The organism is Nitrosomonas supralitoralis (assembly GCF_003011925.2).
Classification (GTDB): Bacteria; Pseudomonadota; Gammaproteobacteria; order Burkholderiales; family Nitrosomonadaceae; genus Nitrosomonas; species Nitrosomonas supralitoralis.
Window position 1 is genome coordinate 46430 of record NZ_PXXU01000006.1, and the last position, 14103, is coordinate 60532.

Annotated in this window: 17 protein-coding genes; 4 read left to right on the plus strand and 13 right to left on the minus strand. The window is 42.4% G+C overall.

Annotated elements, in window-relative coordinates; all coding sequences use genetic code 11:
• The first annotated feature begins 67 nt into the window (after positions 1-67).
• Positions 68-781, plus strand: coding sequence for a dienelactone hydrolase family protein (locus C7H79_RS03120; protein WP_106705839.1), 714 nt, complete (start codon positions 68-70; stop codon positions 779-781).
• 295 nt (positions 782-1076) lie between these two features.
• Here C7H79_RS03120 and C7H79_RS03125 read toward each other — a convergent pair whose 3' ends face one another.
• On the minus strand, positions 1077-2261 hold the full coding sequence (locus C7H79_RS03125) for an iron-containing alcohol dehydrogenase (RefSeq protein WP_106705840.1): 1185 nt from the start codon (positions 2259-2261) through the stop codon (positions 1077-1079).
• Positions 2261-2563: an antibiotic biosynthesis monooxygenase gene (locus C7H79_RS03130; protein ID WP_106705841.1), complete on the minus strand. Its 303-nt coding sequence runs from the start codon at positions 2561-2563 to the stop codon at positions 2261-2263. The genes C7H79_RS03125 and C7H79_RS03130 overlap by 1 nt, the downstream gene beginning before the upstream one ends.
• Before the next feature lie 274 nt (positions 2564-2837).
• On the opposite strand from C7H79_RS03130, the gene C7H79_RS03135 reads away from it, so the two are divergent.
• Positions 2838-3923: a GGDEF domain-containing protein gene (locus C7H79_RS03135; protein WP_106705842.1), complete on the plus strand. Its 1086-nt coding sequence runs from the start codon at positions 2838-2840 to the stop codon at positions 3921-3923.
• A 67-nt stretch (positions 3924-3990) separates the two neighbouring features.
• Here the strand turns inward: C7H79_RS03135 and C7H79_RS03140 are convergent, their stop codons facing one another.
• Complete coding sequence (locus C7H79_RS03140) at positions 3991-4524, minus strand: Slp family lipoprotein (RefSeq protein WP_106705843.1); 534 nt, start codon at positions 4522-4524, stop codon at positions 3991-3993.
• Positions 4525-4768: 244 nt separating this feature from the next.
• Here C7H79_RS03140 and C7H79_RS03145 point away from each other — a divergent pair, with 244 nt between their 5' ends.
• Entirely contained in the window at positions 4769-5071 is a 303-nt protein-coding gene (locus C7H79_RS03145; protein WP_197714585.1) for a hypothetical protein, read from the plus strand.
• Here the strand turns inward: C7H79_RS03145 and C7H79_RS03150 are convergent.
• Positions 5068-5442: a transposase gene (locus tag C7H79_RS03150; RefSeq protein WP_106705844.1), complete on the minus strand. Its 375-nt coding sequence runs from the start codon at positions 5440-5442 to the stop codon at positions 5068-5070. The two genes, C7H79_RS03145 and C7H79_RS03150, sit on opposite strands and share 4 nt — an antisense overlap.
• A 175-nt stretch (positions 5443-5617) precedes the next feature.
• Positions 5618-5842 (minus strand): DUF7220 family protein, encoded by a 225-nt coding sequence (locus tag C7H79_RS19660; protein WP_445164645.1) that lies wholly within the window; start codon positions 5840-5842, stop codon positions 5618-5620.
• Positions 5843-6598: 756 nt separating this feature from the next.
• Here C7H79_RS19660 and C7H79_RS03160 point away from each other — a divergent pair.
• On the plus strand, positions 6599-6982 hold the full coding sequence (locus C7H79_RS03160; RefSeq protein WP_106705846.1) for an exosortase system-associated protein, TIGR04073 family: 384 nt from the start codon (positions 6599-6601) through the stop codon (positions 6980-6982).
• A 309-nt stretch (positions 6983-7291) separates the two neighbouring features.
• Here the strand turns inward: C7H79_RS03160 and C7H79_RS03165 are convergent, their stop codons facing one another.
• The 8 genes from C7H79_RS03165 to C7H79_RS19335 form a co-directional block, all read right to left on the minus strand.
• A complete protein-coding gene (locus tag C7H79_RS03165; protein WP_106705847.1) occupies positions 7292-8077 on the minus strand; it encodes a flagellar brake protein in 786 nt (261 codons plus the stop codon).
• Positions 8077-8406, minus strand: coding sequence for an EscU/YscU/HrcU family type III secretion system export apparatus switch protein (locus C7H79_RS03170; RefSeq protein WP_106705848.1), 330 nt, complete (start codon positions 8404-8406; stop codon positions 8077-8079). The genes C7H79_RS03165 and C7H79_RS03170 overlap by 1 nt, the downstream gene beginning before the upstream one ends.
• Entirely contained in the window at positions 8393-9364 is a 972-nt protein-coding gene (gene fliK / locus C7H79_RS03175; protein ID WP_242447112.1) for a flagellar hook-length control protein FliK, read from the minus strand. Before fliK ends, C7H79_RS03170 begins: the two co-directional genes overlap by 14 nt.
• A gap of 127 nt (positions 9365-9491) precedes the next feature.
• Positions 9492-9845 (minus strand): flagellar protein FliT, encoded by a 354-nt coding sequence (locus C7H79_RS03180; RefSeq protein WP_242447113.1) that lies wholly within the window; start codon positions 9843-9845, stop codon positions 9492-9494.
• Between the two features lie 21 nt (positions 9846-9866).
• Positions 9867-10292: a flagellar export chaperone FliS gene (fliS, locus tag C7H79_RS03185; RefSeq protein ID WP_106705850.1), complete on the minus strand. Its 426-nt coding sequence runs from the start codon at positions 10290-10292 to the stop codon at positions 9867-9869.
• A 33-nt stretch (positions 10293-10325) separates the two neighbouring features.
• Positions 10326-11756, minus strand: coding sequence for a flagellar filament capping protein FliD (fliD, locus tag C7H79_RS03190; RefSeq protein WP_106705851.1), 1431 nt, complete (start codon positions 11754-11756; stop codon positions 10326-10328).
• A gap of 44 nt (positions 11757-11800) precedes the next feature.
• Positions 11801-12178, minus strand: coding sequence for a flagellar protein FlaG (locus C7H79_RS03195; protein WP_242447114.1), 378 nt, complete (start codon positions 12176-12178; stop codon positions 11801-11803).
• 84 nt (positions 12179-12262) lie between these two features.
• The gene (locus C7H79_RS19335) at positions 12263-13972 is read right to left on the minus strand and encodes a flagellin N-terminal helical domain-containing protein (protein WP_106705852.1); all 1710 of its coding nucleotides are present in this window, start codon (positions 13970-13972) and stop codon (positions 12263-12265) included.
• Between the last annotated feature and the right edge of the window lie 131 nt (positions 13973-14103).

Consider the following 14103-nt stretch of genomic DNA (forward strand, 5'->3'; position numbering starts at 1 on the left):
TGCACAATAAGATTATCACTGTTTTAATTGACAACAAACCCTATCATTTGCGAGAAGAGGTAATTATATGATTACACAAACAATCGATTATCAGGATGGCAACACAGGTTTGGAAGGCTACCTGGCTTACCACGAAACAGGAAAACATAAACCCGTTGTGCTGGTTGCACATGATTGGAGCGGGCGGCGCGAAATGGCGTGCAAAGCAGCAGAAAGAATCGCCGACATGGGCTATGTCGGTTTTGCGCTGGATATGTACGGAAAAGGCATATTCGGTGCCGATGGTGATGCAGAAAAGAACGGTGCCTTGATGGCACCATTTGCCCAGGACCGGGCCTTGCTGCGGCACAGAATTAACGCCGCACTTCAAGCAGTACGACAATTGCCGCAGGTCGATATCACCAAAATTGCCGCGATGGGTTTTTGTTTTGGAGGCATGTGCGTATTGGAATTGGCGCGCTCCGGTGCAGATGTGCAAGGCGTGATCTGCGTTCACGGCATTTTTGCGCCTGGCAATATCGCCAATGCAAACATCACTTCAAAGGTACTCTGCCTGCACGGTCACGACGACCCGATGGTCCCGCCGGAACAGGTGCTCGCGTTTGAAACCGAGATGACTCAAGCCAACGTGGATTGGCAAGTGCACGTCTACGGCGGCACGATGCACGCGTTTACCAACCCGAAAGCCAATAATCCGAACTTTGGCACGGTGTACAAGGAAGTGGCGGCGAATCGGGCGTATCGGTCGATTGAAAATTTTTTGAATGAGGTGTTTGTGTAAAATTTTAAGCATTCGGCCTGACTGTCTCGCTCCGTCTCAACTGTCTGACCGAAGGCTACTAATTTGAGGCCTACCGGCCTTCGTGCTTGTCTACCTTTTCAACTTGAGGCCAGGCGAAAACCGATGAAGGCGAAGTGATCGTCAGGCACGATTCTGATGCTGCTTAGCTTTTGTCCAGAAAAATGTTGACAATCTTAATTACGTCTCTGATAGTCAGATGTCTCTGCTTTGAAAGTTAACGGGACAGTAGTGGTTATGGTTATTTGATTTTCTTAAAATAAATTTTCCTTGACCTCTATATCCTTTCAAGCAAAATCTGCCTGATTTCTTCATCTTCCAACACAATCGGATTGGTTTTCATGCTGCTGCCGCGACAGTTGGCTATGACCTTGTCCAATGCGGTTTCTTGCAAACCGTAATGCGATAGCCGTGGCAGAGCGAGCTCGCTGGTCCACTGCGCCAGCAGATTAATTAATGCGTTGTATGCGGATTGAGGATCAACGAAGCGTTTCTGGCAGAGAATTTCGGCAACATGCAGGTACTTTGCTAGTGCCTTGTTGCCGGGTTCGCGTGCCAGCATGCTTTGAATATTGATTCGTGTAGCGGGCGCGACCAGGGTGCCGCAGACGACACCGTGCGGAATCGGATAAAAAGCGCCTAATGGGGAGGCCAGTCCATGTACTGCACCAAGACCCACTTGCGCCAGCGTGATGCCGGAGAGCAGGGCGGCATAGGCCATTTTTTCGCGATGTGTTTGCAGTTCTCCTTCCTGACGGTAGAGTGGGATCAAAGCATCTCGGGCGGCGTGCATGCCGCTGATCGCTAATGCGTCGGTGAAGGCTTTGGATTTGGCCGATACATACGATTCCAGCAGTTGCGTTAACGCATCCATGCCGTTGGCGGCGATAACATCGGGCGGACAGCTGGCCAGTAAATCCGGATCGATGATGGCGTATTCAGCGACCAGTTTGTCATGTCGGAATGATTTCTTAAAACCGTTTTTACCTTGCACACTGAGTACGGCATTTTTGGTGGCTTCGCTGCCGGTGCCAGCGGTGGTGGGGACGGCAATAAACGGGATGGATGGGCCCTGGTATGGTAATTCCGGCCCTACGCCTTCCAGGTAATCCATTACAGATCGTTGAATTTTCACTAGGCCGGCGATGGCTTTTGCGGCATCCAAAGCACTGCCGCCGCCGATACCCACCACCACATCCAGAGGATGGTCTGCATATGTTTTTACCAGATCATCAATCAGCGCAGGAGAAGGTTCTTCAGCAACCACGCAATGCTGCCAGTTGATCGTGCGTTGTTGGAGTTGATCAATCAAAGCTTGCCAGTGACTGGTGTTAATGAACGAGCGAGCGCCTGTAACGAGTAAGATGCGCGAGCCATAACTTGCTACAATGTCCGGCAGTTTTTTGATAACACCAGTGCCAAATTCGATGCGCGGCAGTCGAGCAATAGAGAAATTAAACATTAGCCGTTTACGACCGGATACAAGCCTTGATAGGGAACGCCTTGACGCGGTTCCGCCATCCAGTCTGCGACGGTATTCCGCCATGCCAGGTAATGTGCGGTCTCTTTATGGGCGAGTGCATCCTGCTGAGTTTTATAGGCTTCGTAAAATACAAACTTCGTTGGATCATCCGTGGATTGCAGAATATCAAAACGCACATTGCCCGGTTCAAGAATGGAGTTTTCGTGGTTGAGTCGACAAGCTTTCTTAAATGCCTCTACTTTTTCTGGTTTGACTGAAGCATAAACGATGGTTACATGCATGATTTTTTTCCTTTCATCAATTATTTTCTGCTTAACTGATTGTTAAGTTTTTTGCTATAAACCCTGACAGGTAGATCTGGTGGTACTCTACTACTAAGTCTACTGTAGTCTCTGTAGTTGTCTGCAGCCTACATAAATTCTCAATCGCTAATTCCTACATGAGTCTGATAGTTTTTTACAGCGATTTTAAACCCTTTTTATTGATATTGAAGTTTCACCCATCTAAATAATATAGATATAATCACGATATTGCCTTGTCATCCCAATCTTCCACATGCTTGATAAAAAAGACGCTGGACCACCTTCTTTGCTCAATAAATTAGTATCTCTGACTACGATTCGAGACATAGAATTGTTTGAGTTCAGTTTGTTGAAAACATTGGCTGAGCTTTTAAGAATTAATCAGATTTCAATGTACAGCCTTAATCAAACCGATACCACGTGCTGGTTTTCGACGTATTCAGCTAATCTGGCTCAAGATGACAATAAAAGGCAGTTTTCAGAATCACAGGAGATTTATACAACTGAAATAACGATTCCTGAGGAAATCAGAACTGCTCAGTTATGGATAGAGACAACGAAAAAACCTTATATTCATCACCAGGTAGACCGTTATCTGGTAGTTTATCCCATACTGGCTGTCAATAAAATTGAGGGGATGTTGACTTTTGAACTATCTCACTCATTAACTGAAGACGAAATGCTGATTATTTCCAGTTTGTTGAGTATTACGCATAATTTTCGTAGTTTGTTGGATGAAAGTCAGAAAGACAAGTTAACGGGTCTATTGAATCGTCAAACTTTTGAAGAAAATATCAAGAAAATAAGCGTGCATACTTTAAGTTCTGATATGAATCAGGAACAGGTTGGGAATGAGCCAAATCGGAGAAAGTCTTATGCAGAAACAGAAAGATTCTGCCTTGCCATAGTCGATATAGATGATTTCAAATCGATCAATGATCGGTTTGGACATATTATGGGGGATGAAGTTTTACTACTGTTATCTTATGTGATGAAGCAAAATTTCCGTACAAGGGATTTATTATTTCGTTTTGGTGGAGAGGAATTTGTAGTAATTTTTCGCGCTTCCAATAAAGAAGAAGCTCATAGAGCGCTGGAGCGTTTTCGCAATAAGATTCAGGAATATCGTTTTCCGCAAATTGATACCGTGACAATCAGCATGGGCGCGACCTTGATTAACGAGGTGAACTACCTGGCGTCCGAAATCATCGGACGTGCAGATCAGGCGCTTTATTATGCAAAACAAAATGGCAAGAATCAGTTGCATTTTTACGAGAATCTTCTGCAGAATGGGCATGTTGTTGACAAAAAAGAGGTCATTTCAATTGATTCCTTTTAACATTTATGGGCGCAGCATGGGTGGTTTTTCATGTTGCTGTTAGAAATACTGTAGGTTCCCAGCGGTATTAATAGGGTCCGCTATTTCTTCCCCGGAAAAAAGGGTAGGAACCGGGATTGGTGGGATAGCCAAAATAAGGATGCGCATAACCACGGTTGTCATAGTAGTAGGGATAGATTGGCCAAAGGTGTATAGCTGTTGCCGATAATAGCGGAACTCGAATAATTCTTTTGCCAACAGTCCGTTCAATATCTCCAGAAATGATCCCGGCAACAGTAATTTCTCTATCTTTTGCATAGAAAACAGGATCTAGAAACTCAGCGCTTTTAATTACAAAGCGACCTTCTCCCGTTTTGTGTAACTGTGGGCGACCATTGAAATCGAGAGGATAATATAAAACTTGCATCAGACTTGCATGTTCTTCATTTTTCACTTCAATAATCACCCCTCCCCAGCGAACGGGTATACCCTTATAATTATTGATGTCATGACTAATCTGAATATAGGAAACGTTGGTTGCTGGCGCATTTTTGATAGCCGATGGTAACCCCGCGCAGCCAAACAAAAGCAAAGTGGGTAATAGTAGTGTAAATTGTTTCATAACTCTTCTCCTGTGATTTATCTGCTGGATCTGGTTCGGTTTTGCTTAAAATTCAATTTCTAAACAACCGTACTTAATAAGTGAAATCTGTTGTTATGATGTTTAGATTCCTTGCAAGCTATAATTTGAATTGCAGGGTTGATCTATAGAAATACTTATACAGTTACTACTGAATCAAAAGTTGAAATTGAGATTCTAATCCGATTGCTGATGTCAGTCAGACGTATGATTCTTAGGCAAATATTTGGACAGAAAATTTCTGGTTGGGTATTTATTTTTGTTCGAACTGTTTATTCAGTCAAAGGAAAAAGCATTGTACCCACCGCTACTAAAACAGCTTTGGCATACGCCTTTGGCGAATGCACCCGAGCAAGAAATTGTTTATCGTGATTATTTGCGTTTGAGTTATTGTCAAGTGTACGCACGAATTCAGCAATTCGGTGCGGCATTGGCAGTCGATAATGTTCAGCGAGGTGATGTGATTGCGGTCATGGATTACGATAGTCATCGTTATCTTGAACCCAGATTTTCCATTAGAACTTTCTAAGGAGAGAAGACGGGCTTAAATTTCATGGGCAAATCGAAGGACTTGGACTTGTCCCAGAGTCCTTCAAACCACTCACGATGTTGCATAGCAACGGCCATATTTATGATTTTCTTTCGCCCGTCATTTGTGATGTAAGCTGCTTTGGCAAAGAGCTTGTAGCGTAGCGTTTTTAGGGTGTGCTGAACATCCGGCTTACCAGAAACGGTGTTGCTTCTCATTACCCCCTGACGAAACAGGCTCATTAAATTGTAAGCCATCATGACCGTTAACAAAGCCGCCTCGGTAGCCCAGAAGTTCTTGAGATTGAGGCTATCTCCGCCAAAGTCATATTTCAGTTCCTTGATGCGGTTTTCACAATCTGCATACCTCATATTTATAACAATTTATTATAATGGCTTCCATTAGAAATCAAACCTAATGGGAAATCTGGGATAAATAATTTTTATTAAGATGTTTTGAAGTTTGCAGCAAATGCTTAATGTGGAGTGATGAGATACGAAGCTAGCTGCCAGACACATTCATGATGTCAATTGGCGGATGATTATCTTAGTTTGCGGAGCGATGGTGATGGTAGTGGTTGAAAAATCGTCTCAACAGATAGCTGCGCGCTATTGAAACAGCCGTGAAAATCAATCCAATTTGAATGTTTTGATTGATGCTGACTTCTATTTCATAAAGTGGGAACACGATCATTTGTGCAGCCAAAGCTACAAAATAGCCGATGGTAACATTAGCGGATGACTCTATGAGTGACTGGGTCTTGGTTTGCATATATTTAATGAGGCTTCGGTTTCTGTAGCTATTTTTCTGTCAGCAACATCATTGCACAAGTAAAGGAAACAAGGAGGCCAAGCAATATGGGCGCCAATACTATTTCATCACCAGTGATTGCATAATATCCATATAGAATCAATGAAAGTATTAGTGCGGTTATCAAGATTTTTTTTTTCATGTTCAGATCCGTTTGAGTAGTTAAAGATTAATCAGATTATCTTTATTTCTTTAAAACATTGTTTTCCCGGATTGCTCGAGCCAGGATTTATCGATTCTAGACGTATCCCAGGCTGATTCAATATGAAATCGTGCGGCTATTTATGTCTATGCAGTAATCGGACCAATGACTGTGACGAAAATTGGAAATGAGTAAGGATTGATATTCAATTGGAATATAAAGCGTATCTTGGAAGCAATTGTAGGTCACTACCTTGGCTCTTCTATCACGAAATACTGTATGGTCAATCTTATTTAAAATGACATCGATTAGAATTAAGGAGCATTACACTGCATGAGTGGTTTTCTGAGCGGGCATATTATTTTCTAAATTTCTCATTGATAAACTGTGCAACAAGTAACCCAGCAATCAGTGCAATTGCAGAATATAAAACAATTTCTATCATATTAGACATTTTTAGAATCACTCCATGTTAATTAAGTTGGCTTCAATCATACTATATTCGATATTATTCATTAAATGTTTCAAAGGATTCATCGCCGCTATTGTTTAAAACTATAAGGAGATAATTAATAATGAGAACAATCAAACAATTAGCTCTAATAATACTGTTATGTTTTATTTTTTCGACGCAGGTTCAGGCAATGGAAGAAATTACAGGCAGAGTTTATTTTAGCAGAGCAGGTACGAAGATTCTAAGTGGAGTTGCTAATGTAGCCACCGGATGGATGGAACTGCCTAAAAATATTATTTTGTGGAGCCAGAGGGATAAGAATGTAGTAATTGGTGTTGCTGAAGGATTGTTATGGGGAGTTTTTCATACCGCGAGCCGTACTGGAAATGGAGCATTGGATCTTGCCACTTTTTGGCTTCCAACCTATCCAACTCCCGATCCATTGTTTATTTGGGATGACTTCTCGAAAGATTCTGACTATTTCGGATGGCGCATGGCTAGATGATAAACTGTATTGGTTTCACACTATCCTGTCTCATTGGCAAATTTTGTTGATTAAGAATGTCCAATTCCAGGACTATCACTAGATGAAACGGCAAAAGCTATTGGCTGTTTTCTATTAGACTCGTACGTCGTACTTGTAAACCTTACACTTTAGCAAAGCTCCTGCTAAGAAATGTCGCCACAAACGAAACAAGCGCTTCTTAACTTGTGCTACGGCGGTGTCTGAACGAGAAGCGGAATTCTTGCTCAGAATCTGGAAGAGACCGATCAAACAGACTTAAAGTTGCTCTTCTGTGCAGAACGCCTTAATTTATTTCATTTTTCTATTTTGTTCTTGTTTAATAATATAGCGTTGTATCATAGCTTCCATACCGGCGGCTAGATTAATAAACTGACATCCGGCGCGCATGCAATTTTGACCGTTACGTAAAGTGATTTCATAAGTATTTTTTACCTGAATGTTAACAGTGATAATACCAATCTCTGGAAGGGAAATTTGGCAATTGTTATAAATTATCCCTGGGTCAAAATTGATAATTGGATGTTGATCAATGACAGCAGTGCCGCCACAACTTATATCAAGAAGTGCGACTTCGGCTTTGTGATTTGCCGCATTTTTTCCAGGTATTGGTATAACACATTTCAGTGGTTTTACGATCGGAGTAGTAATACGGAAATGGTTTCTTCTTTGTATACGTAGAAGCATTTTGGGAATATTAACTAAAAATGCATCTTTATTATTAAATTGTATTTTCTTGATTTGATCGCAGACAAATTCTATTTTTACTCTATTTTGTGTAGTGACAAAAACTAATTCCTTAGAATGGAGCGCTTTTTGGCAGTGTTTATCATTAATGCCATAATCGATCAACATTTCTTTCTTGTCAGAGTTTATGGCTAAAATGGATGTTAGTATAAAGTCGCTCTCATAGTCGGGATAAAGCGTAATTAGTGAATCTGCTTGCATGATTCCGCGAAGTATAAAGAGAATATCAATTTCTGAGTTAATGCGAAATTTCTCACTCTTTTCTTCTGGGGATAGTTTAGTGGGCTCTAATACTTCATATGTTTCAGTATTTTTATCTGATGCGAGCATTATAAATTTCCCTCTAAAATTTTTTGTGTGATCTTGCTGTCAAGACTATTTGCAGTCAAGGGTGTTTTCGCTTTTTCCAGGTGATAAAGCCATGCTAGTAATTCGGCGACTGCGACATAAAGTTGTGGTGGGATGCGATCGTCGAGATTTACCTGCATCAATAATGCGACCAATTCACTTGATTCATGAACATAAACTCCTGCTTCTTTAGCACGCCTTATAATTTCTTGAGCAATGAGGCCACGGCCTTTAGCAATTACTTTAGGTGCAGTCTGTCCTTCTCGATACGCAAGTGCGACCGCAGTTGGGTAAGATTCATTCATTGTCATTGTATTGAATCTCTACTGTTTGGATAGTCAATCCGGCGGATTGCATATCAGTCGTGAGCAGTGATTGATTGTTTTTTAATAAACTAGTTGTATCTACTTGTGATGTTTCCAATTTAATATTAATGCCTTGAGCGTTAAATAAAATGTTGGCGGAGATTTCTCCGAGCTCTGGCAATGATAAGTGAAGCTGTGTGCGCCACAGCGTTGCATGATCGGATTCACTGGTCTTACTTTCGTCATTGGATTGTTCATAAATATCCCATTCCATTGCTTGTCCATGCCAAACCTCACCTCGCCAGAACAGATGACCTGATTCGAGTGTATTTAACTGCTGTTGAACTAAAGGTATCGTCTGAGCGTGTACTGGCATTTCAGGATCTAGTGAAGCTGAAATAGCTGTCTTAGCAACAGGTAACTCAGGCATAGCTAACATTAATTTGCCTTGTGGTTCTTGTTGTAAATTTTCCAGTGTATTTTCTCCATTAATCCATTGAGCAAGATGTGATTCATAGAATAACCCACTTTGGGAAATTGTTTTTTGCAATAAGCCGGGTAATTCAGTGCTATTTGTTGGTGTTCCACTCATCATGGGAGAAGAGCTTGTAAGCGGTGGATTTGTATTCGCTGAGGCATTTCTTAAAGTATCCTGCATTAAAAGACCGATAAGCTTCCCCGTAGTGCTTATTGAAGTATTATTTTCCTGAGATTGTGTGGCTGTTTCGTTAGGAATAAGGAATTTTAGATTTGGCTGGTGCGATATGAAAACTAATTCTAACTTGCTGCCGGGTTGAAATTTTGCTGGTAGGTCTATCTGAAGTAGCTTATCGTTCACCAGAACTCTGGAGTTTCCATTAGGTAAGCGTGCTTCAACGAATGCCTGATATTTCTGCCCTTGTTCAAATTTGTTAGCAGAATTTTGTGAATCAGGAATTGCTGTTACAGGGGTTATCGGTGACACAGATTTTATCTGTGTCAGGGGTGTGATTAAATCTGTTTTGATTATAATTGGATTCACGACAGCTTGTATTTAAGTTGTTTGTATTTATCCAGTAGGAGCGACATGTTCTGATTTACTTTTTGGAGGTCTATATATTGCTAATAGGCTGATATGTTTGTTGAAGATTGCGTGTGCGTCTATTAATGCTGAGCATATCCTGTAGTTTTGCCATCCAGGGTTCAATAATCGCCCTAATCTGCGCATCATTATCCAATATTTGGTGTATAATTTTTACCTTCTCTTGCTGTAATTCCTTATCTAGTAAAGGCTCTGTATCATTATTTCTGAGTCTATCGGTTAACTGCCTACATTCTTGCTCTAATACAGTCAATTGCTCCCACTCGCTATTTTGAGCAGCAGTCAGCATTTTTCCAGTGGTTGCTAAAATGGCATCGTAGATTGATATTACTTGAGTATGATTTATTCTTTTACATGTCCTCATTTTCGAATTCCAGAATTTTAATTAGATATTGATTGCTTTTATTGCGGCTTGAGTTCCATTGGACTGTCCAATTTCTTTCCAGGCGCTATATAGTTCAGACAGAAGCATATTTACTTCATCGATTATTTCAAGATTATTCTGCATATTAGCCACCAATAATCGATGTGTCATATAATCGTAAAGTGCTTTGAGCTTAATCGCTAAATCGCCACCTGCATTCATGTCCAGGCAAGCACTTAAGCCTTCGTCAATTATTATTATAGCCTTTGAGATCATTTGTCCTTTTTCAGCAATCTCATTCCGCTGCATATGCATTTTTGTTCTGGCTAAAGCTTCTTGTGTGCCTTCGAACAGCATCAGAATAAGTTTGTGTGCATCCGCTGATTCAACGCCTGTTTCAACACCAACGCGTTGATAGGCAGATATTGCATTTGTAGTGAAGGACATTTTGTATTCTACCTCGTAAGTAATTAGTGATTTTTAATTACCGGAATTAGCACCAGGCAATCTAGATAATTGCTGCTGCAAAAAATCGCCGGTTTGTTTCATGCCGGCAATTGTTGAATCCAGCGCTGCAAATTGGGCACGAAATCGTTGTTCTACAATTGCTAAACGACTATTCACTGCATCGCGTTGTTTGCCGATATCCTTGATGGAAACATTAATGCCATCCATGCGGCCATCAATTAAGCCATCGTTTTTAAGCATCCCATCAATCACTTGACTCAGTTTTACAGCAATGCCATCTGTTGCAAATAGCGACGACATATCCATGGTGGGATCATTGAGAACAGCATTTAATTTGCCGCTATCCAACTGTAACGTGCCATCTTTCTGGAAGCGGATACCGGCTTGTGATAGTGTGTTCAATCCTCCTGCAGCACCACTTTGTAAATTCGAATTCAATACATTTCGCAGCTGTGTCTGTACAGATCGCAGTGTTGAATCACCGGTCAGGACGGATGCCCGTTGATTGGTTACATCGTAATTAGACAAGCTAGAGATAGTTTTTTGCAACTCGTTATATGCATTCACAAACGTACTGACTGCAGTCTGCACACTGGTTGTATCCTTTGTTACTGATAGGCTAGTAGTTGTTCCAGGATTTGCCTTGAACAAATTGATCGTTACTCCTTGCAATGCATCGGTGACAGTGTTAGATGGCTTGGTAATGGTAATCCCATCGATCACCATGGTCGCATTTCGTGCTGCCACGGTTTCGGACATATTTGCTGTGCCACCGGTTGATGCATCATAAGCAAGTTTTGATAAGCCACTGTTATCAATATTGTTTGAATCAGCGTCATTTACGGTAATCTTCAGCGAATTGCTCAAGCCGGAATCATTTGAAGCCAAAACTAACCGATTGCCGTTTCCGTCATTGACAATACTTGCAGAGACGCCGATATTGGCTTTATTAATTGTATCGCGTATATTCGCAAGGGATGATTGACTAGGTTCAATAGTGATCGACTTGGATGCTTTTTTTAAATTCTCAGTGAAGGTGCCATCACCGTTATAGGTACCAAATTCAATGGTCAGCGTACCACTGCCGATAGTGTCGCCGGGTGAAGCAAAAGATTCGGATTTTATTTTCTGAGCTTGTGCGAGTGTTTGTACTTCAATTGTATGAGCACCTATTTCAGCATTGGATTTTGCACTAACAGAAGCAATCGTAGAATCAACAATCGAAGCTTTAACGCCAGTGAACAAAGATGGATTGGCTAATGCTTTAACGGTGCCCTGAAAAGTTGACAGACCACTTTTCAGGTTGCCATAAGCTGAGAGTTCTGCCTGCTGCTTTGCTTCTTTCGTGCCTAGTTGCAGGAGAGGACGTTGCTCGATTGTCATGAGTTGACTGACGATTCCGTTGACATCTAATCCTGAGCCGAGACCTGGTGCTGAGATCATGCTTTCTCCTATCTATCTATAGACTTAATTCTGGAACAATTACATCAGGCGTGGCCGTTAAACAGTGCGCCATGAATCTTGCTGAGCGAGCGAGCTATATCGATTGCCTCTTCCGATGGAATTTGACGAACTATCTCATCGGTTGTGGCATCCATAACTTTAATAACGGTCTTGCCGGTATCTTCGTCGATAGAGAATTTCAAGTTTTGTGATGCTGCTTGCGCGAACTTCTCTATCTCGTTCACGGCTTTTTGCAATTGATCAGGCTGAACAGGGTTTGTCGTATCAGGCTGCGCTTTTGGAATAGAAATATTTCCATTGCTTACTGGATCGGTCGATGACTTGCCAGTAATCGGAGCAGAGTGAAAAGATGTAGATTGCGAAGTAACATTGCTCATACTTCCGGATAAATTGGTAATCATGAAAAATCTCCTACTATGGAAATGATTGTGGGGTGGCCATTACACATATTAAGTTCCACCCCATAATCATTCCTAAATGATTGCTTATCTCAACAAGGATAAGACATTGTTTGGCAATTGATTGGCTTGGGCCAACATTGCTACCCCAGCCTGCTGCAGAATCTGATTACGAGTCAGATTTGCCGATTCAGCAGCAAAATCAGCATCTCTAATCCGAGAACGCGAGGCTGACAAGTTTTCCGAGGTAGATTGCAAGTTAGACATAGTGCTTTCAAGTCGATTCTGCAGCGCACCGAAGTTAGCACGCTGACTGTTGACTGTGCTCAGAGCGGCATCGACAATTGCCAGCGTACGTTGAGCGGCATCATAGGTTGTGACATCGACTGCGCTGGTAGCTTGCAGTTGTGCGCCGTAAGTACCCGCTGCCGCTGTACCCGGTGTTCCCGCATCTTGGAATACATCCGCAACGGCAGTTGTGACACTAAACGATTGCGCGGAATCAAGTACCACTTTGCCCGTGTACCAGGCGCCGTTGCCATTAGTCCATACTCCCGTAGTTGTATCGAGTCCACCGCCAGCAAGTGTGTCCGCTAAAGCGTCAGTTGTATTAGTGTCACCGTCGAGCACTGATATATCAGAGACAGTAATACCAATCGCAGTTCCAGTATTGTCATAGGAATTGTTCAAAATACGCAGGTCGTTACCGTTCGTATTGCTCAGCTTGATAGACCAATAACCATCTTCTGACTGCACAGCCTCGGCGGTGAATCCTGTCTTGGCAGAAGCATCGTTGAATGCTTTCACGGCCGTGCTCAGGTAGCTGCCAGAATCGACATCAGATGCATCATCTGAGCCACCAGTTTTAAAAGAAATGGTCGTAAATTTTGGATCAACTGTATTGGTATTGGTTGGATCTGAATAATCAGTTGAAATTGCAAAAGAATAGGTAGTGTTCTGCTGAAACCCGGCGCCGCTACCTGTATCTGCCCCAAGCACGACTTCGGTGGTGGCGGAAGCATTGACGCCACTGCCGGTCTTGTTGATTGCACTGGCCATCTCAGCGGCACTGGCGCCTGCACGATAATAGACGTCAAAGTTTCCTGAGGAAGTGGAAATCCTGAAGTCACCCGCAGCCTTAGCGCCGTTGACACCGGATGTATCTCCCGTTGTGCCGCTGACCAGCACGGCATTGCCTACTGCGTCGCTATTGGAGCCGATCGTCCCTGCGACGAGATCACCAACACCACCTGCTGTAAAGGCAGCGAGCCCGCCGATACGGTAGTTGCCGAAAGCATTAGTTTGGAAGTTGCCTGACGAAGCAGAAATAGTCTGATTGGCGTTAGCGCCTACTTGCAGATTGAAGGTGCCGAAAGAACCATCCAGCAAGTTCATTCCGTTAAATTGCGTTTGACTGGCAACCCGCTGAATTTCAGAGGTCAGTTGCGTGACTTCAGCTTGAAGTGCGGCGCGATCACTAGCGGTATTGGTAGCATTGGATGCCTGGACCGACAGCTCGCGAATACGTTGCAAGTTGTTACCCATTTCGCTCAATGCACCTTCAGCTGTTTGAGTAAGCGAGATGCCATCATTGGCGTTACGATTTGCCTGATTCAATCCACGAATTTGAGTCGTCATTCTTTCTGAAATCGCGAGTCCAGCCGCGTCATCTTTAGCACTGTTTATTCTTAATCCAGAGGATAAGCGTTCCAGTGATGTATTGAGTGACGACTGTGACGAATTCAGGTTGCGCTGAGCTGTCAGTGAAGCAATATTTGAATTAATAACTGAAGACATTTGGGTTCTCCTATTTCATGTTTGGCATTATTGCCAGTTAGTTTTTCCGCAATCCTGAAAGATATAAAAATCTTGGGCGGATTTTAATTAATTTAATTTACGGTGGTGACTTCCTCGCAATCCAAGAAGAA